Source organism: Stygiolobus sp. CP859M, from assembly GCF_037389975.1.
In the GTDB taxonomy this organism is placed as follows: domain Archaea; phylum Thermoproteota; class Thermoprotei_A; order Sulfolobales; family Sulfolobaceae; genus Stygiolobus.
Genome location: NZ_JBBHKS010000009.1, coordinates 93369 through 113032 on the forward strand (window position 1 = coordinate 93369; position 19664 = coordinate 113032).

Here is a 19664-nt window from a genome sequence, read left to right on the forward strand (position 1 = left end):
ATTTAGAGAATTAGTCATTATAGACTGGCTTTTGTAAAAGTCCGTTCATTAGAAACGAATTTATATTTGGAAACTAATAGTTCTATCCCGAACAAACATGAAGAGTAAATGGATTGCTCTGTCCAACACCAGCATTGCAATATTCATAGCTTTTGCAAATTACAACATGATAATTATCGCCTTGCCCCAAATATTCAACAGTCTAAGGTTTAATCCAACAGCTCCTGATGCACTAGGTTACTTAATTTGGCTAATTTTAGGATACATGATAGTTACGTCTTCTTTAGTAGTCACATTCGGCAGAATATCAGACCTCAAAGGCAGAGCAAAGTTATACTCCTTTGGATTTCTGATTTTTGCAATATCTTCAGGTATCTTATCTACGGTAAACGGCTATGGTGACAGTGCAGTTCTCGAAATGATAATTTTAAGACTTTTCCAAGGTGTAGGCGGAGGATTATTGATGGTAAACAGTGCAGCAATCCTTACTGACTATTTCCCGAAGAACGAATTGGGCAAGGCTCTCGGTCTGAATCAAGTGTCGGGACTGGTCGGTGGAGTCGCGGGGTTAATTATAGGCGGTGTTCTTTCTGTGATAAACTGGAGATACATATTCCTTTTGGACTTCGTAGTTGGGATCATAGGAACTCTTTGGAGTTTCAAGTCCTTGAGAGATGTTCAGAAGCCGATTAAACAACCGTTAGACATAATCGGCAATGTCCTATTCGCACTTGGAATAACTCTACTCTTGATCTCAGTTACTTACGGTCTTTTACCTTACGGTAACCAACAACTGGGTTGGGGAAATCCCTTTGTAATCACGGGTTTAACTATCTCCTTCTTGGCAATAGGTATCTTCGTGTTCGTGGAAAGCAAGGTTAAGAACCCTATGTTCGACTTATCCTTGTTTAAAGTCAGGGATTTCTCTATAGCTAACTTCACTAATTTTATCGCCTCTATGGCGAGACAAGGAATACTTCTAATGATGCTCGTCTTATTACAAGGAATCTGGTTACCGCTTCACGGAGTGCCTTATTCCCAGACACCTTTCTGGGCGGGGCTTTACTTAATACCTAACATGCTCGGATTTGCAGCGTTAGGACCGATAAGCGGTATCCTCTCGGACAGATACGGGTCAAAAGTATTCACTTCGTTGGGCCTCTTCGTAAGCGCATTAGGGTTCTTCCTACTCTCCTTATTGCCGTATGATTTCCAGCTCTGGCAGTTCTTCGCAATATCTTTCCTTATGGGGGCAGGGATGGGATTGTTCTCTTCACCGAACATGGCTGATATAATGGCTTCAGTACCGGTACAAAAAAGGGGAGCTGCTTCAGGTATGAGGGCTTCGCTGCAGAACACGGCATCGGCTATAAGTGTGGTCCTTTATTTTAGTGTAGTAATTACCGGTATGGCTGTCACACTAAACTCATCAATAGAATCTGCTTTGTCCTCATACGGTATTCATTTAAATGTAAACTTACCTGCTGCAGTTGCTATATTCTCCGCTTTATTAGGCTATGATCCCCTTTCTAGCCTGACTTCTTCGCTACCCACGTCTGTAGCTTCACATATAGATACGCCAGCCTTCTTCGTTACAGCAATAGCCCCTTCTTTCATGTCCGGATTTAGGTTAATGCTAAATATATCAGCTGCGTTATTAGTATTGTCTGGAATATTATCACTAGCAAGAAAAGGTGTTAGGGTTGGAGAAATGGGAAATCGTGTTGAAAGGACACAAAAAGCTGAAAAAGCTCCTGCAGATTGAGGCTGAAAAACTCGGGCTTACGTATACTGAAGTCCAGGTCTTATATCACCTCACTCAGGGAGAGAAGAACGTAACTTCCTTGGCTAAACTGGTAGACGTAAACAAGTCCACTATGGTGGAAGTACTTGACAAACTGGACAGATTGGGTTATATAAGTAGGGAGAGAGACGCAGAGGACAGAAGAGTTGTAAGAGTTAAGATCACAGAAAGTGGCGAGAAAATTCTTGAACAAGTTAGAGCGAGATACAAGGATTTGATTAACTCACTACTTGAAAAAGTAAAAGACAACGATAAGGTAGTAGAGTTCTTTAAAGTCGTCATGGAAGAAGAGTGTATAAGAAGACCTCAAGTAAATGTAAAGGGAGAATCGGAGTAGGAAATTTAGTTGATCTTTTACTAAAAAATTGCTCACTATTTTGTATAGGTTCTCGTTATAGTGACAATAAAATTATTAATGCTATTAACGTCAGGACCATGTAAAGTATATACCATTGTATTGAACTATTGACGAAACTTCTTCCAAACACTTTTCCCATTTTTCTAAGATTTCTTCCTAACCTCAGTATTAGTGTCCAAAATATATCAGTAGAGTCTGTGTTTACGTAAACGCTCTCGTGCTTCAGAATCTTTCTCAGCATTAATCTCACGTTATTAGATAGCGCAAAAGCGGTGTAGTCCTCTTGGTCTCTTACACCGTTATTCCAAACGTTCACTCTCCTCACTTTAGGTTTTCCAAATACAACATAAGTTATTCCCGATAAAACTACTATTAATATGAATACGTATAAGGGCGATATACCTCCGAAAACTCTCCCTTGATATTGGGTTACTATTAGACAAAACATGCCTAGAGAAGTCAAAGAGGTCTCATAAGGGTAAATAAGATGAGGCATTATAATTCCGAGCAGTAAAACCATTAACCCCGGAACGAATATTAACGAACTGAATCTTTTCTCACACTTTCCGTTATTCCAGATTATCCTCTTGGAGGGCAGTTTTACCACATTCCACTCTGCTTTACTATCATAGGAGGTTGAGTTATGTGAGGTATGCTGTGCCATTGAGTGGTGTTTACGCTATTGATGAGACTAAGGTGAGGCTTGTGAGGGGGAGGTATTACTACGTGTGGATCGTTAGGGATGTAAAAACTAAGGGTACCTTTCTTCATTTACTAGCGTTAGGAGCGGGGTACGTGTCTTGGTAGTTCTTGTGGACATGAAGGGTTGAGGAAATAGCAATGAGGGTGTTTAGGAGAAGAATTGATAAGGTAATTTACTTGCACGATGGGGCAACAGCATACAACGCCTTCTCATGGTTAAACGTAGAACACGAGAAGTTCAACGAGAGGGATTACGCAGAACAAGGGTTCAGAAGCTTAAACACTTGTATCAATGGACTTCCACTTCCCTTGGAATACTAACAATCACAATAACTAGGTGGTTATCAACATTCTTCCTAGTATATCCTTTACACCCCAACGTACTTGTTAGATAAGGGGGTGATAATAAATGTAAATATTTCAAATGAATGAAATTGTTGTCCACACTCCGAAATTATCAAGTAATCTACAGATTGGACAACCATTTTGTTTTAATCCTTCATAAAATGATAGTAATAGTACCCTCACATGTCATTTTTACTCTCCCTTCTTTACATATTTAGAAAACATTTTCTCAAATTCTTTATATAATTCGCTCGCTGGTTCTTTATCCTCTAATTTGCATGATGCTATTAGTCCAGACAGTCTTATTGTCTCTATTTTAGCCTCTTCTAGTAATTGAGATAACTCAAATATTAATGAGGCTTCTTTAGATGACAATTCCAGCAGTTCTTTCAGTAATTCTGTGCATTCTTCTTCATACAAGTTATGGCTATCTGTTGGAGTTCGTAAATCTTTTCCAAATCTTCCTTCGTTTCTTCTATTTTCCTTCTCAGTTCTTCTATTTTCTTTTTCGTTTCTTCTATTTGTTTCTTTATTTCTTCTTCTTTTGAACATGGAATAGTCTTACCCCATATCATATTGTAATTATTAATGAAATTATTATTAATACAATTATAATATATACAATATACCATGAGATTGAACTATTTATTAAAGCACGTCCGAATTTTTCTCCAAAGTTTCTAGCTTCTCTGGAAAATTTATAAATATATTCCCAGAATATGTCAATCCCATAACTAGGGAGATATCCGCTTTCCTCTGGTTTTAGAATCTTCCTTAACATAAGCCTTATATTATTGGACATGGCGAATGCAGTATATTCCTCTTGATCGTTAACACCATTATTCCAAATCTTAACTCTTCTTATTTTAGGCTTTCCAAAAACTAGATAAGTTACTATAGAAAACATACTTATAAGAAGGGTAATGTATAAGGGGGATATTGCACCAAAGATTTTGTTACTGTATTCATTTACAATAAGCAAATTACCTAGAATTCCTAATTGAGGTAATGAAGTTTTATAGGGATATAGTAGATAGGGCAAAATATTGCCAAAAACCAATATTAACGTTCCAGAAATTAATACTGGTATTACTAGCAATTTATCTATTTTCTTACGATCAACTCTAAAGAGTGATAAGTATGTAATATATCTGACTAATAAAGCTGTGGCAAAACCGTCTCCCATTGCCATTATAGACCCGATAACAATAAATATAACAGAAATTAAACTATGTAATATATACGAAATTATGAATAAGTTTTCTAGGGTTAACCACGCTGCTATTCCTCCTAAATTCGGTAAAAGACCAGACATTGAGGATGTTAAGAGAACTAATCCTAAAACATAATACTTATCTCTTACTTTTTTAGAGAATGATATGGCTTGTGCTTCCTCTACTCCAGTACTCATGAATAATCCACCTTTGGCTATCGAATGTGCAAATGAGTATATTATAATAGTATAAAATGCTATATTCTCTGTAGAAGTAATTCCTAGTTGTTTTGCAAACATAAAGAGACCTATTGAAACTAACATTGCACCATTATTTTCTATTGTACTAAATGCTAATATCCCCTTTGTGTTCTCATTTACATAAGCGTATAATGACCCAAAGAATACGCTGAATGCACCTATGATAGATACAAGTAATGAAAACGCTATAGGTATGTTTTGAGTTAAATCGGACATTTTCAGAATACCATATATTCCCATTAACGTCATGGTAGAGCTTAATACTGAAGAGAGGTTGGAGGGTGCCGTGCCATGAGCTATCGGCAACCACTCTGATACCATAAATGGTGTTATTCCCATTTTTGTTAAGAATCCAAATGTGGCTAAAATTAACGGTAATGGGGATATTAGCTGAGTAAACGATATAGTATTAGTATCGACTGAAGCTATTATAAAAGAAGCAAGCAGTAAAGCTGTACTCAGCTCTCCAAAAGCCATGAATATATATGCTGGTCTAAATTCCTTTCTTGTGAGTCCAATTGCAACATAAGCTGGAATTGACATTATCTCCCATCCTGATAAAAATTCAATATAGTTACTAGATTCTAATATTATCACAATTCCTAAAATTGTTACACCATATAAGGGAGATAGCCAACTTCCATAATTGTCATATTTTATAGAAAATATAGATGTTAAAATCCAAACTATTGTTGATATAGTAATAAATAGTGTATTTAACTCATAAGGGTATTTGTACAAAGAAAATATCAGAAGATATAGGGAAGCCAATATTATTGATAGATAACCTAACTTTCTATTTAAAATTGATATTACAGGAGATATCAAAAATGGGGCTATTAAATATATTATGTTCATTTTTTCCCACCTTTCACCTTTATTAAGGCATCTAGTATTGTGTAAGGATTAGGCGGACAACCTGGAATTAAGACTTGTGCTTCTAATGGTATAGCTTCTCCTAGAATTCCTCCAGATATGGCACACGTTCCTAATAACACTACTAGCTTTGGTTCTGGCATAGCGTTATATGCTTCTTTTATTACTTCTTTCATTTTCTCTGTTAGAGTGCCCATTGCTATAATAGCGTCTGCATGTCTCGGTGTATTAGTAAAGAATATTCTAAATCTAGTCATATCATATTGCGGTGACGAAATTAATTTTAGTTCCATATTACATCCTCCACAAGAACCAGCGTCAATGGGATAAATAAAAAATGATTTCTTGAATAGTTTTTGTGTACCTTTTATAATTGAGATTTCGTAATTTAAGTTTGGTTTATAGTTAGGATAACATCTCCTGCAGAATATGCACCGTTCAGCTATCCATTTTCCATTTTCTATTGCTTTGGTTGGGCAATTAGCTACTCCTTTCCCTTCTATTTTAGTGCTCCATTCAGCAATATCCTTAGGAGTCTTTTCTGTAAGAATCCCTTTTCTTACTCCCCGTAAAAACCACCAGTTTTTCATTCTAAATTCACCCCTATTTCACTTATCCAAATTCCAAAACTTTCCCAATTAAATTGAAAATCTGTAAAAATCGTCCCTTTTACACTTTTCATAAAAGATTTAAGGTTAACATAGGATGGTGATAGAAGCTGGGCAGATGTTACTCTTCCCTCCTTAATTTTTACGTAATATGCTAAATCACCTGAAGGGCTTTCAACTCTGGCTAATCCCTCTTCTTCATCGTTTATTGCTTTATATTCTTTTGTACTAGTATTGTCTTTTATAATATCAGTTAGTTCCATTAACATTTTTGAAGACTCTATAATTTCATAACCTCTAACTAGAAATCTTCCAAAGGCATCTGCATCTTCTGCTCTAACTATTTTAAACCCAATTTCTTTATATGGAAGTATATTTAACTCTAACCTTGCGTCATATCCTAATCCCGCAGCCCTAGCTGCTGGGCCTATGCTATCACTATCTCTTAATATACCATTTTGTTGCAATCTATCGATAAATATTCTACTTTCCAGGAGTCCTTCAAATATTAATCTAAACTCCTTAACTATGTCTAATATCTTAAATAATTTTTCAAAATTACAATTTACTTTATTAATATAGTTAGCTCCAAAGAAATATCTATGCCCACATAGCTTTCCTATTAATCTATTAGTTTCCTCTATTAAATAAAGTAAGTGAAATGTGGGAACATTCAAGGACGCAGTTTCTGTTAGTCTAGCAATGACAAATAAATGGTTTCTTATTCTCTCTAGTTCAAGTAAAGCTATTCTTTTCAATTGGGTTTGATAATCTTGCTCTATATCCATTGCGTCTTCTAAGGCAAGCAAGAACGCTATTGTGTGTGAGACGCTAAATGGAGCGTTTATTCTCTCTATTTTAAGTAGTGCATCTTCCCACGATAATCCAGTAACTTTTATTTTCCTAATTTTATAGGGGATGCTGTTTATATTTAGTATTCTTTCGCCATCTGTAGTTATATCAAATTTAATCGATTCTAATAACCCTCCAGCTGAAGGACCATATACGAATTTGAATGTCCCATAATTTTTAACATCTGGGCTTATGTTTATCTCTTCACAAGTCTCTTCCGTAATGACTTTATCATAAAGGCAATAATTTCCTATTTTCCCTATTTTTCTTCCCTCTCCCTTATCAGACCATTTATAATATTTCATTCTATAACACCCAATATAATTAAAATTATTCCTATTCCTAATGAAATAATTGATGAAATGAGGGAGACAAGCGACATTAATTGTGGTTCCTTGAGTGATCTATTATATTTTGGTTTAGAGAAAATCATCCTGCTTACGTTATAATTTATAGAAATGAAAATTAATGCTAAGAATATTATAATAAATGAAAATTCTATTATGTATCCGGATTGAAATAGAGTTTTCAGTATTAAAAACTCTCCTATAAATGTCCCAAATGGAGGTGCCCCAGTAACAGCCATTGACGATAAAAGCAGTGAGCTAGAAGTTATTTTCATTTTATATAATCCATTTATCTCGTCTATTTTCTTTTCATTAAACGTTTTAATTATTACGCCAGAGGAGTAAAAAGCAGCCGCTTTACCAAATGCATGTGCTAATAGGAGTATTATAGCCCCGAATACTTGGCCTGTTACTAACCCTATCAGTGCTAAGTTCATATTTTCTATAGTAGAATACGCGAACATTCTTTTTATATGCCATTGTTTGAACAATATTATAGACGCTGTAATAATTGACAAAGTAGGAAGCAGTACATATAGATTAGTAAGAGGATAGATCTGGTAAATTCTATATAACACATACATTGCGACTGGCAAGAGTGAAGCCGAAAATAGGGCGCTTATCGGCGAAGGTGATTCACTATGCGCGTCTGGGAGCCATGTATACATTGGGAAAACCCCCACCTTTGTGCCGAACCCGATTAGGGCAAATGCTACTGCTAGCTTTATTATCAAACTGTCTTTAGGTTGTGAGCTAAGAATTGAAGTGACTGTTAGTGTGTGATATTCATAATAAATCAATATTACTGAGAATAATGCTATAGTAACCCCAGCAGATACTATAATTATATATCTCCATGCTGCTTCTAACGATATATCTGAATACTCAGTAGTTATCAAAAGTACCGAGGTAACAGTAGTAAGCTCAACTCCTACCCACATAAGACCGTAATTGTTTATTATTGTGGAAAATATCATTGAAGCTACAAAGAAATTCAATAGGATATAATACAATTTTTCGCTTACGATACCTCTACTCTCCTTGACTTCTATATATTTGAGTGAATACAACACAGATAACAAATATATTGAGCACACAATGAATAAGAAATATATTGTTACCTTATCTATGAAAAAGGTGCTTTCAACGGGGATTTTAAAGTAGAGCAGCAGCGATATTATGAGATCTAAGGACGAGGATGCCAGAGAGAGTGTCTTAAGTAACCTAGTATTAAAGAAACCGATGTTCACAATAATTGGGCTTGACAATAAGAGGAGCTCTAGGAACATTTTCCTCACCCTCTCAACTCTTCCAATTTAATATGCTCTAACTTTTCTAAGGTTAACAAAGAGGTTATTATGACTAGACCTAAGACGTCCAAGAAAATGCTTACCTCTATTAAAAACGGTATAGGTATAATTAAAATACCAAACAGTACGATCGAGTTCTCTTCTTCAATGAATCCGATAATTTGCGCTATCGTGCTTCTTCTTGAAGCGATCAAGAAAAGACCTTGGAAAAACAGTATGAAAGAAAAGATTATTAACGTGTTTGTTCCCGCTTCAGTTGTTATGCCTATATTTCCTAAAACAAAGTAATAAATTATTAACACTGCAAGGAAGAAGAACGCTAGGTTTAGAACTAATTCCGACGCTACTCCCCGAGTGCTTTCTCTAATTCCAGGTTTAGCTTTCAAACCTCTGATCAAGAAAAACGTAATGAGGAATGATCTCAGAATGATTATTGTAATACCTAGAATTATATAGTCAATTAGTTTTAACGCGAAACCTAAATAAAACGTTAGGATAGATATTAACGCAGACTGTATTGCCTGAACGTAAATAATAGGCTTAAAATACGCCTGACCTTGAATGTATAATGCAGATATTATAATTGATGTAGATATTAACTCTAACAACTGCGTGTTAATCACACTTCATCACCCTGTTAAAATTACTATAATTATAGAAAGAATGGAAAGAAGAAAAGACACTGCCAAGAAGTCCTGCACTTTGAAGAGCCTAAACTTAGCCAATGTAGTATTTATTATTACTGATATTGAAATTAGAAAAATCCACTTTAAGAACATTATAAAGATATCAAGTAAAGCTCCTAAAGGACCAGTTTGCAATAGCCAGGGAAAAAGGAATACATTAAGAAGTACGGAACCTAATAGATACTGTTTAATATATGAACTCCACTTTAATATACCTAAAAGCTTACCACTATATTCATAAAGTAAAGCGTCATCTATCATGCCCAATTCACTTAATCCCGAACTTTCTACGGGTAATTTCCCAGTTTCAAATAACCATAACATAAAAAATGATATTGTTATAAAGAGGTGATCCAATTGAAGATAATGTGATATATCTTGTGAGACGTATTTTAATGTAATGTATGGGTTATTTGTACCCGTTATCAAAGCTACTCCAAAAAATACCGTTATAAGTGTAGCTTCTGATAGAAAGGTAAAAGATAGAACACGACTTACTCCTAATGCAACAAAATTACTTCCGCTTTCAACGGAGCCTATTAGTTTTAGGAAAGAGGCCAAGGAAAATAATAAAGCACCTCCTAAGAAATCCACAGTAGGAGTAAGATAAATTGGACTTGGATATACTACGGGGATTACAAATGAAATCAGTAAATAGATTCCAAAAATTACATAAGGTGAGTAAATGAATAGAAATGAAGAATTCTCAGTTACTACTACCTCTTTTTTTATAAGTTTAAATATGTCATAATAAGGTTGAAGGAAACTAGGACCTAGTCTTCCTTCTACAAAAGCCTTAAATTTTTCATAAATTCCTTGATATAGAGGAGAAATTAAAATTACTGTAAATACCTGGATTATAGTTTCTATTACTAATGCCACATCTGACGCCATACTTCTCACCTTTTAGAGAAGTAGGCGTCATCAGCCTCCATTAAAGGAGGCGGTTTGGGGCATTCACCCACGGGGTGACGCCATACCCCACCTCACGGGTTAGCAAAAGTATCTTTATTTCACGTCTTAAATATGCTGTTTATGAACTCTAAAGACAACATTTATATTTGTCATTGAGATTTATTTACTGCTTCGCCTTGACGTGCATTCATCATTTATCAGTAAAGACCAATTCGCACATCTCCATAAATGTTCCTTTTCAAGACTAAAAAACTTCTAGTGCTTATCTCCTCAGTCTATTCCCGCCTATACGAATCCCTTTCCTCTCGTTACTACCAAGTTGCGAGATCACCAAACCACTAAACATGATCCCTATCCCTAGAATCACCAGAAAGTTGACCTCAATTACGCCCCTAACATAGTCAACTAACGTGCTGAATATAGGTATCGAAAATATTAAGACTACTATCTTACTAACCTTTTCCACCTTAAGCATCATATTCCACAGCAAGAACATTAACAGTCCACCTAAAAAAGTACTGTAAGAGAACGAGACTAAATACGACGGCGAAGGGTCGAACTTATAGTCAAAAGGTATTATGATTAGAAAGAATAAAGAACCCAAGAGAAATTGGGATGCGTTAACCATTAACGGGTTCAAGCCCCTCAACTTTCTGTAATAAACCGTAAACATCGCCCAAAATATAGCGTTAGTAATCGTCAGGACTGCTCCTATCAATGAAACGTCCAGAGAACTGGCGTATACCATGAGCCCGAAAAAGCCTATAATAATTCCGGTTACCTCATTAATTGAAGGTCTTTCGTTCAAAATGAAATAGGATATAGGAATAGCAAACAAAGGCATTGTATAGCTGAGTACTGCAGACTCCGAAGGGGGGACGTATAGTAACCCGTAACTCCACAAGGCTGTGCTAGTGGTCGTGAATAAGCTGAGTAGAAGTATGTCCTTATTGATCAACACTTTGCGTGTTATAGAGAACAGTATAATCCCAGATATTAGGTACCTCATTTCCATGAACACGGGGGGAGAAGAATATTCCAACCCTTCCTTAGTGAAGGAATAAAGAAATGTGCCTATTATGACGTAAGGTATTAAGTACATTAAGAGTAATTTATTCAACGTGAATCGCGGCTGAGACTGGATTAAAAGTTTACGTTTATAAAATTTACGTATTAGAGCACGTTACTCATCACTAGAGTAGAAGTTACTGGAGGTCAAGTTTCAAACGAATCTTCGTCGTAACCTCTTATTACTTACGAGACACCCTTTCGCTTACCGGTTAAGAACGTAACGCCTTATGATAGTTCGACCTTTACCAAGTAAATTTTAAATACGAACAAAATATGAATAAGAAATGAAGCATGCCGCGGTAGTCTAGCGGTCTAGGATGGGGGCCTGTCGAGCCCCTGACCCGGGTTCAAATCCCGGCCGCGGCGTTGTGTGGGGGGGGGGATCCCACCCCCAATGCTAACGTATGTCTCAATTATCTTATCTAAAGGTGCTATGTAATGATGCCTCTGCTTACCGCCTTCATCCTTCTCTATGGAGTAAACATAATACTTTCCTTTAATATCTTTCACATAGAATTTAGAATTAACGTAGAAACTAGGCACTTTAAGAATGTTAAGTAACGCGGGTTTAAATACTCATTCTAATAGAACGACCAGTGTGGAGTTGGAAGGAGACGATAAAGATTACTCATTTGTGCGAAAAATTCAAATAGACTTGAGGAATTTTTAGCTGACTAAACCCTCAAGACCGTTTTTTCGAACCAGGTAGTAGACGCCCGGCAAATATTTCTTATTATTATAAATGAAATACTTCTTATCATCACTGAGTTTTACGTTCACGTCGTTCGACTTTAACTCACCGTAATTCGTTAGCCAAACCCAACCGACTATCTCATAATCGTCTGTGGGGGACATCCCCCTAAAACCCCCCACGCTAATTATGATGAATTCAAAGGAGTTATCACAAAGGACTTGGAAAGCACGGTTGATAATAACCTTCAAATTTCCGCATCGGATCTAATCAAATTCGAATTAGCTCTTAGACAAGGTAATATAAGTGAAGAGAGAATTAAGAAGTGTCTCTCATAATTAACCGGGAGCTCTCTGTTTAAGCCTCAGAAATTGTCCTTATAACGATTTTTTAGCATTTTAAGAGGTAGTGATACTTTTGCCTTTTCTTAATATTAGTAGAGTGCCCTTTCCCGTTCTTGCTACTTCTTTTTGGTTATAAATACCTTATTTACTAAAACTGGACTTACTATTTTTGAATTGTATAAAAAACTTAAATACTAACAACTGATAAAATTTCATTTGCAATGACAAATCCTCAAGGAAGCCCAACTAAAAAAAGTCCCGATGTATACTCAAAAGTAGCGGAATTGACAGCTAGAATAGACAGACTCCCTACAATGGTCTTACCCATCTCAGTTATTCTTGCTTTAGCCTTCGGTTATTTCATCGCACTTTATGACGTCATTGATATTGGTGTAGCATTCTCCGGTACATCACTTCCTTATACTGGGTTAACGACGACAGAGGCAACTACCGTAGTGTCAATGGGATTATTCGGTTATATACCAGGTGCCTTAATCTTGGGATATCTGGCTGACAAGGTAGGAAGGAAACCGATGCTAATGTTTACGGCACTTTTAACTGCAATTGGTAGTCTTGGTAACGCTCTATCAGTAAACTATCCTATGTTTCTTGTTTTTAGGTTCATTACTGGAATGGGTATAGGTGGAGACTTAATTCTCGTACCTACTTATCTGGTAGAAATGGTACCTGCTGTTAAGAGGGGTCAATACTTCAACTTGGTATACATCGCCGGATGGGCAGGGCTAGGACTGGGTCCCTTCTTAGCATCTATAATAGACATTCTAAACCCAGCAATAGGTTGGAGAGTAATATTCCTAATAGGTGCTACTTTAGCTTTTATAGTACTCGTTATAAGGTCTCACGCAGACGAGACAGTTAGAATGCTAGCCTTGAAAGGAAAAATAGACCAAGCTGAAGCGTTAGTTAGAAAGATGGAGGAAGAAGCAAAGGTAAAGGCTAAAGTAGCTGAACTCCCGCCTTATAACCCTCTGCAGTACAAAGTAGAAGAGAAGAATCCTCTTACAGTGTTCCTCAACAAGAAATATGCTATAAGGATAATCTCCGTCATGTTATCTATTTTCTTCTTCTACTTCGGCGAGTACCCGTACTTGACCGAATTCCTGCTTTGGGTTAATAGTGTTTATGGTAACGACAAAGCCTTAATTAACGAATACACTGTGTTGTTCGGAACTGCTGGTATAGGAACTTTTCTGGGAGCGATAGCCCTTAGGTTCATAGTCGAGAGAATTAGGAGGTCAATTCTGACTACTATAGCTTATGCTGTTGGTATGTTACTAGGAGTTTTGTTGTCAGTGTATTTCGTGCTTCAAAACAATACTACTCTAGCTTTTGTGGCAATGTTCTTAACGAACTTCATAGGAGTAGGTTGGAGTAATCAAATGAACTACCTTAACGGTACTGAAAATGTCCCTACTTATGCAAGAGCTACATCCTTCGCATTTTCGGACGGATTTGCACATCTAGGAGCTGCTATCTCTACTGCAATTATCTTAGACTTTATACCGACTTTAGGATCTCTTGGGACTTGGGTACTGTTCCAAGTACCGATGGTCGTAATGGGAATAGTGCTAATATTCGTTTTACCAAACACTATAGGACAAAGCTTGGAGAAAGTGAACGAGGCGGAAGCAGGAATTTGAATTCGGGTTTAAGAAACATCTTTTTTTCTTTACTTTACTTTGCGCTTTCAAGGACTTAAAATAAAGGCTTTTTCTATTGTTTTTAAACTCCTACTTTAGTCTCCTTTGTTAATAACTTCTTTACTTCTCTTTCTAACCAAAAGTCTCTTGGAGTTAAGAAAGTTATCGCAACCCCCTTTTTCCCCATTCTCCCAGTCCTACCAATTCTATGTATATACGTCTTCAAGTCCTGAGGAGCGTCAAAGTTGATAACCTTGTGGACTAACGGTATGTCAATACCTCTGGACGCAACATCCGTTGTTACGAGGATATCATATTCCCCTCTTCTAAACGCATCTATGTTTTCGTTTCTCACCCTTTGAGGTAAATCACCCCTGAGTTCTACAGCGTTATCTAGTAAGTGCACTAATTTAGCTACCCTACTTCTAGTCCTCATAAATACGATAATTCCGCTGTCTTCTTCCTCCCTTAAACTCCTAACTTTTGACCTCCAATCATCTTCTACTTCAAGAAATTTGTGTTCAACGTTAGCTAGTCCCTCACACACATAAACCCTTTCGGGGTTGTCCACGAACTTAGATGCTAAGGCTTCTATCTCTTTGGGTATAGTAGCTGAAAAGAGTCCCGTTATCTTCCTACTGGTCGTATGCGATAAAATCATCTCAACGTCCTCTATAAAACCCATGTCCAACATCAAATCTGCCTCGTCTACTACGACTACCTCAAACTCCTCTAGATTTATTTCTCCTTTTCCCCATAGGTCTAATAATCTTCCCGGGGTAGCAACTACAACGTCGGCACCTTCTAACTCTCTAAGTTGTCTGTTGTAAGGCATGCCTCCGTATATTTCAGCCACTTTTATCCCCTTGTATTTACCGATAGATTTAATGTGAGATGAAACCTGCCTGGTGAGTTCCCTGGTAGGGGTAATCACAAGTGATTTATACCCAAGCTCTACAATGGGAATTCCGAAGGCAGCTGTCTTTCCGCTACCGGTTTTAGCCCTTACTATTACGTTTTTCCCGCTCAACATCAGCGGGATTGTCTTTCTTTGGACTTCAGTAAGTTCGCTGAAGCCCATTTCTTTCAAAGCTTTATCTACTTCTTCGCTGAACATAAACGCTAAGTAGTCCCCGCAATTAATAAGCTTATAGGTGTGTCGAAATTAGTGCGAGAGATCATCTAGCCTCTAAGAGGACATTCTTAGCTTGGGTGAGAACATCCATAGCTTTAATGGGATTCGGATTCGTTATAGCCAAGTTTCAAATTTTTCTACACGTTTTAGCCCACGAACCTCTGACATCATCTTCCCTTCTCGGAGGTGTTATAATGATAATCATGGGAATAGCTACGCTCCTTTACGGTTTCTACGAGTATTTGCAGGACGAGAAGCTGATAAAAGAAAACAAGTTTGAGGTTAAATTAACTCCTATGTGGATTTATACTGGACTATTAACATTATTGGCGGTGGCTCTAGTGGTGAGCCTTTACATCAGTGCATACCCGTAGACTCTTGGGGTCTTAGGTTTAGCGTTCATATTCAAAATTATTGCCCTCTTGATGGTTGTTGGAATCTCTCCGTTTAGTTTTATTTCATTTCCATTGATACTTCCCAATACTTTAAAACCGCCAGCAACTACGTGAACGTTACTAGCTTCTGAAGCCCATTTGAACTTATTTACATCCCTGATTACGTTAGTAAGGTTAATGCCAGATTTAATTAGAGCAGTTACACCTTCTATTTCTTCGAGCTTCACATTACGTAATGCAAAACCTATCCTAGTCCCAGGTTGAACAGCTTGCTGGTCTTCGTCAAGTACTTGTATGCTTTTTACTTCCACTTCTTTTTTCATCGGTAATGCAACGAGCTTATCGTGAGCCTTTACTTCAGTCAGTGCAAAACCCAGAACTACTACTCCTACACCTTTTACATTGAAAGCCCTATCGATATATACGTAACCAAGATCGCTCACCGGCTCGTCCAGTTCCACGAACTCTGAGATCATGTTACTAATTGAGAGCTCTTTAAAGACCTTGCTGAAGGTCTCTTTATCAGGAGGCGGAATAACAACCCCTTTTAACCCCGAAGCTTCAGCTAATAACGCGAGTTCGCCCTCTATCGCGGTAAGTTGATTCATGACCAGATAAAAGGACGACGATATTGAGAGAGCTTCAGCTTGGTCTAGTAGCTTAGTAGGAGTTAAAACTGACCTGATAAGCTCGCCTATCTTTTTGTAGTAAATGTTGTTCTCCGTTTTCTTACCCAGCTTTTCTGCAGTCTGTTTTATTAACTCCTCATTTGAAGCCAGCACGGTCGTTATTGAACCTCTTAGCATAAGTGAGTAAGAAAAGCCAGATTTAAAAGACTAGTGTAAAATACGCTACTAAGAAATATACAAACAAGAGCATTATTGACTCCTTTAACCCTAAGTTTTTGTCCATAAGTATGAAGATCGCAAAAGTATTAGCTATCAATGTCGCAACTATTTCACTCATCCCAGGTTGAAGTCTAACGTCGTTAAACAAGCCTACTATCGCTAAGAGCACGGTGGCGTTCTGTATCTTGCTACCAACGAAGTCGAATATCGCTAAAGACCCTCCACGTTCAGAGGTGGTCGTAAGTCGTATTGCGGTTATCGTTTCTTCTAATTCACCTGCTAACGGGGTCAATATTAATGCTAACCAGATTGAGGGTATATGAAAATAGCTAGAAAGTTCAGCCACATCACCAATGAAAGGTTCTGAAAAAAGGATTAGCAGAAATGCACCCATAACCAAGTACAGAGCAGCCTTTATTATTTCCTCCCTCTCTGCTTCCTCTCTGTCCTCTTTTACGAATTTCTTCACTCTATAATAAGTGTAGTATCCGTACAAACTGAGGAGGGGGATTGACGTATAAATGTCCAGAGAACCGTATATCAAAACAATTAGTAGTAGCATGGTTGAAGCGATCAGAAATCTATGCTCCACCGAATAGTCCTCAGCGATTACGAGATTTTTCTTCCACCTCAAGAAATTGTAAATCCCGAGTAAGCCTACTCCAAATGTAAATAGCATGACATTTCCGCCTATTGCAGAGCCTAAAGCTATATAGGGTTCACCCCTTATGGAAGCAATAATTACAAAAATAGTTTCGGGTAGTGCTGTAAGTAGACCCATTATTATTCCGCCTGCCATACCTTGTCCCATGAATTCTTCAAGTTTCTCTGCACCTCTAGCAATGAGTTCTGCAGATAAAACCAGTATTGGAAATATTATCAGTAAATTGCTAACTATCAATACGCGATATAATCAGCTCTTACCCCTTTAAGCTTTTACGAAATTAGATGAATATTAGCTTAACGCTAATAATTTTACTAATTTTAAGTATTAGCAAATTCTCTATTTCGAGTAAAGAGATATTTATAGACCTAAGAGAAATTATAACTAAGTTACTGAAGTCATTATTTTCTCTACGGTACTCTGCCAGTATGAACTCGATAAATAGAACGGAAGGTCGAGAACCAATAGAACGACTGTGCCAATAATAAATACGGAAAGGTAGGGTAAGAGCGCTATAACCTCTAGGACGACGAAAGGGATAATAGATAAGAATGAAACCAAGAACCTGCCCGCAGTTATTGTCTGAATATTTTGGAATGACGCACGGTAGAACCTCGAGTTTAGGGACATAACGAAAATCGAACTTAAAGGTAAATCTACCATAACGGTTAAGCCGAGAACAACCTGACTGCTCAATACTTCAAAAAGACCTATTGGTAAAAGGACTACGGCTAGGACTATAGCCTTACTTATGAGATAATTCCTGAAGAACTCCAAGGGAGTCATAACGTTCATGTCTAACCATATCGGTTCACTAATTAGTGCAGAACTTGATAATGAGACAGTTAAGAACCACGTTATGATAATGACGTAAAAGTTAAGATTGAAGATTCCAATTATTTTTAGAATATAAGCAAAATATATCATAGCACCCATTAATGAGGTAATTAACAAAATTTGCCATAACTTAACTCTCTTAGTGACGTATGTTATAGTACCCATGAAATTAACTCGCCCACCTACTTCCAATACGTTTAAGTTTTTAACTAACATAACCAAGAGAGGATACCTTACTTTGGTAAAGTTTATCTGTTCCTTAACCTCACCTTTTTCAGACGTTATAATGATATTAGAATAATTAGTGAAGGAAAATCTCTTGATGGCTAGAAAGAATGAACTTAAGGACAACGTTATCAGTAACGAAAACCCTATCGTATCATATCCGTCGAACATGGACATAGGACTAAAAGGAAATCCCACACCTGCTGACAAGAACCAACTAGCAATTCCTAAAGCTACGAGCACTTTCCTCTTTACACTAAGTGAATAAGTTATGGCGGGAAGTGAAGCTGAGATCAAACTCAGAAGAAATGGAATAAAGATACCATATAAGCCTATAGATAGTACGAACCACGATACAAAAAGGATTGAGAGAGCCAAATTAACTACTATGGAACCAATAATAACTGAAGTGACTAGCATTCTATCGTCTATGGGAAGCATTGCTAGGAAATCACTGTCGGATTTAGATACCATGCCGAACCTAGTGTTAAATATTGAGGTGGTTACTAGGATCGAGGAATAAAATATCGAGAACAACGAAAACTCTGTTATTACATGAGGTGGCTCAAAATCATAGCTCGGTAAGGTCATTGCTACTAAAATTGCTGAGATAAAAACGTAGAGGATGAAAGATCTTTTAGGAATCCGGGAAAAAATAACAAATTTTATGAGTTTACCCCACACTGCTCATCAACCTTGCCACCACACTTTCTATCGGTTCGTCCTCTCTTCCCATAGACTTCAAATCTACTATTGAACCACTCCATATTACAGAGCCTCTAGATATCACAATAACGTGATCAGTTAACCTGGTAGCTATTGACATAATATGAGTAGAAACTAAAAACGTAGCGTTCATTTGCCTCAACATACCTATTACTTTTTCCTGAGTAGGTATATCCAGATAGTTAAGGGGCTCATCCAATAAGACTATTTCAGGATTATGAAGAAGTACTAACGCTATTGCGAGTTTCTGCTGATTACCCCTTGAGAGCTTACCGGCTTGTATATTTTCATATTGAACCAAATCTAATTTCTCCATCATCTCCCTAGCCTTCTCTTTAGGGTTAGGTATACCTCTCAGCGCAGCTATATACTCCAAATTCTCCCTTACTGTGAGTATTCTATATGGCATCGGGTCTTCTGGCAGATATCCCATAATCCTCTTCACTCGTTTATCCCCCGGCTTCAGACCTTTAATGAAAACGTCACCTTGATCAGGCTTTAACATTCCAGCTAAAATCTTCATGGTGGTGGACTTACCTGCACCATTAGGACCCAGAAGGGCATATCTACCGCCGCAAGGAATAGAAAATGAGAGACCTCGAAGGGCTTCTATTGAACCAAATCTCTTATAAACGTTAACCAGTGTAATACAATCCATATATAAAATTTCTAAGTTGGTTATAATTAAACGTATTCACTAGATAATAGAACTGCATAGAAATATGAAAATTTTTATTTATCATTTATCGTAAAACCGTAATACTTTAGTATAACTAGGATTTTCCGTTAA

Annotated in this window: 19 protein-coding genes, 1 tRNA gene, 2 pseudogenes and 1 riboswitch; of the genes and pseudogenes, 6 read left to right on the plus strand and 16 right to left on the minus strand. The window is 37.1% G+C overall.

Features of this window, described 5'->3' with window-relative positions:
* Positions 1-97: 97 nt before the first annotated feature.
* Positions 98-1765, plus strand: a complete 1668-nt coding sequence (locus WIW72_RS04195; protein WP_337699860.1) for an MFS transporter — start codon at positions 98-100, stop codon at positions 1763-1765.
* Positions 1704-2141: a MarR family winged helix-turn-helix transcriptional regulator gene (locus WIW72_RS04200; protein WP_337699858.1), complete on the plus strand. Its 438-nt coding sequence runs from the start codon at positions 1704-1706 to the stop codon at positions 2139-2141. Before WIW72_RS04195 ends, WIW72_RS04200 begins: the two co-directional genes overlap by 62 nt.
* A gap of 55 nt (positions 2142-2196) precedes the next feature.
* On the opposite strand, the gene WIW72_RS04205 is transcribed toward WIW72_RS04200, so the two are convergent.
* The gene (locus WIW72_RS04205) at positions 2197-2769 is read right to left on the minus strand and encodes a hypothetical protein (protein ID WP_337699856.1); all 573 of its coding nucleotides are present in this window, start codon (positions 2767-2769) and stop codon (positions 2197-2199) included.
* Between WIW72_RS04205 and WIW72_RS04210 the strand changes: the two are divergent.
* Positions 2736-3296, plus strand: a pseudogene (locus WIW72_RS04210) (IS6 family transposase); the annotation flags it as partial. The gene WIW72_RS04205 and the pseudogene WIW72_RS04210 sit on opposite strands and share 34 nt — an antisense overlap.
* Positions 3297-3401: 105 nt before the next feature.
* On the opposite strand, the gene WIW72_RS04215 reads toward WIW72_RS04210, so the two are convergent.
* The 8 genes from WIW72_RS04215 to WIW72_RS04250 form a co-directional block, all read right to left on the minus strand.
* On the minus strand, positions 3402-3761 hold the full coding sequence (locus WIW72_RS04215; RefSeq protein WP_337699855.1) for a hypothetical protein: 360 nt from the start codon (positions 3759-3761) through the stop codon (positions 3402-3404).
* A gap of 19 nt (positions 3762-3780) precedes the next feature.
* The gene (locus WIW72_RS04220; RefSeq protein WP_337699853.1) at positions 3781-5541 is read right to left on the minus strand and encodes a proton-conducting transporter transmembrane domain-containing protein; all 1761 of its coding nucleotides are present in this window, start codon (positions 5539-5541) and stop codon (positions 3781-3783) included.
* Positions 5538-6149 (minus strand): NADH-quinone oxidoreductase subunit B family protein, encoded by a 612-nt coding sequence (locus WIW72_RS04225; protein ID WP_337699851.1) that lies wholly within the window; start codon positions 6147-6149, stop codon positions 5538-5540. Before WIW72_RS04225 ends, WIW72_RS04220 begins: the two co-directional genes overlap by 4 nt.
* On the minus strand, positions 6146-7324 hold the full coding sequence (locus WIW72_RS04230; RefSeq protein ID WP_337699849.1) for a formate hydrogenlyase: 1179 nt from the start codon (positions 7322-7324) through the stop codon (positions 6146-6148). The genes WIW72_RS04225 and WIW72_RS04230 overlap by 4 nt, the downstream gene beginning before the upstream one ends.
* A complete protein-coding gene (locus tag WIW72_RS04235) occupies positions 7321-8655 on the minus strand; it encodes a proton-conducting transporter transmembrane domain-containing protein (RefSeq protein WP_337699847.1) in 1335 nt (444 codons plus the stop codon). The genes WIW72_RS04230 and WIW72_RS04235 overlap by 4 nt, the downstream gene beginning before the upstream one ends.
* Positions 8656-8660: 5 nt before the next feature.
* Entirely contained in the window at positions 8661-9299 is a 639-nt protein-coding gene (locus tag WIW72_RS04240) for a hydrogenase (RefSeq protein ID WP_337699845.1), read from the minus strand.
* A gap of 6 nt (positions 9300-9305) precedes the next feature.
* Positions 9306-10256, minus strand: a complete 951-nt coding sequence (locus WIW72_RS04245; protein ID WP_337699843.1) for a respiratory chain complex I subunit 1 family protein — start codon at positions 10254-10256, stop codon at positions 9306-9308.
* Positions 10257-10270: 14 nt separating this feature from the next.
* Positions 10271-10353: riboswitch (Fluoride riboswitch) on the minus strand.
* A 186-nt stretch (positions 10354-10539) separates the two neighbouring features.
* Positions 10540-11397, minus strand: coding sequence for a DMT family transporter (locus tag WIW72_RS04250; RefSeq protein ID WP_337699841.1), 858 nt, complete (start codon positions 11395-11397; stop codon positions 10540-10542).
* A gap of 244 nt (positions 11398-11641) precedes the next feature.
* On the opposite strand from WIW72_RS04250, the gene WIW72_RS04255 reads away from it, so the two are divergent.
* A tRNA-Asp gene (locus WIW72_RS04255) sits at positions 11642-11714 on the plus strand.
* A gap of 33 nt (positions 11715-11747) precedes the next feature.
* Here WIW72_RS04255 and WIW72_RS04260 read toward each other — a convergent pair.
* Positions 11748-11891: pseudogene (locus WIW72_RS04260) on the minus strand (putative integrase); the annotation flags it as partial.
* 123 nt (positions 11892-12014) lie between these two features.
* On the minus strand, positions 12015-12203 hold the full coding sequence (locus tag WIW72_RS04265; RefSeq protein ID WP_337699839.1) for a hypothetical protein: 189 nt from the start codon (positions 12201-12203) through the stop codon (positions 12015-12017).
* Positions 12204-12604: 401 nt separating this feature from the next.
* Between WIW72_RS04265 and WIW72_RS04270 the strand changes: the two genes are divergently transcribed.
* A complete protein-coding gene (locus WIW72_RS04270) occupies positions 12605-14044 on the plus strand; it encodes an MFS transporter (RefSeq protein ID WP_337699837.1) in 1440 nt (479 codons plus the stop codon).
* Positions 14045-14126: 82 nt separating this feature from the next.
* On the opposite strand, the gene WIW72_RS04275 is transcribed toward WIW72_RS04270, so the two are convergent.
* Entirely contained in the window at positions 14127-15161 is a 1035-nt protein-coding gene (locus WIW72_RS04275; protein ID WP_337699835.1) for a DEAD/DEAH box helicase, read from the minus strand.
* 116 nt (positions 15162-15277) lie between these two features.
* On the opposite strand from WIW72_RS04275, the gene WIW72_RS04280 reads away from it, so the two are divergent.
* Positions 15278-15553: a YidH family protein gene (locus WIW72_RS04280; protein ID WP_443294820.1), complete on the plus strand. Its 276-nt coding sequence runs from the start codon at positions 15278-15280 to the stop codon at positions 15551-15553.
* Here WIW72_RS04280 and WIW72_RS04285 read toward each other — a convergent pair.
* From WIW72_RS04285 to WIW72_RS04300, 4 genes are all read right to left on the minus strand, one after another.
* Positions 15532-16380: a translation elongation factor gene (locus WIW72_RS04285; RefSeq protein WP_337699833.1), complete on the minus strand. Its 849-nt coding sequence runs from the start codon at positions 16378-16380 to the stop codon at positions 15532-15534. The genes WIW72_RS04280 and WIW72_RS04285 overlap by 22 nt on opposite strands.
* A 22-nt stretch (positions 16381-16402) precedes the next feature.
* Positions 16403-17323 carry a sodium:calcium antiporter gene (locus WIW72_RS04290; RefSeq protein ID WP_337699831.1) on the minus strand — a complete coding sequence of 307 codons (921 nt, stop codon included), beginning with the start codon at positions 17321-17323 and terminating at the stop codon, positions 16403-16405.
* Positions 17324-17470: 147 nt separating this feature from the next.
* Positions 17471-18739, minus strand: coding sequence for a hypothetical protein (locus WIW72_RS04295; protein WP_337699829.1), 1269 nt, complete (start codon positions 18737-18739; stop codon positions 17471-17473).
* A gap of 82 nt (positions 18740-18821) precedes the next feature.
* Complete coding sequence (locus WIW72_RS04300) at positions 18822-19532, minus strand: ABC transporter ATP-binding protein (protein WP_337721236.1); 711 nt, start codon at positions 19530-19532, stop codon at positions 18822-18824.
* Positions 19533-19664 lie beyond the last annotated feature (132 nt).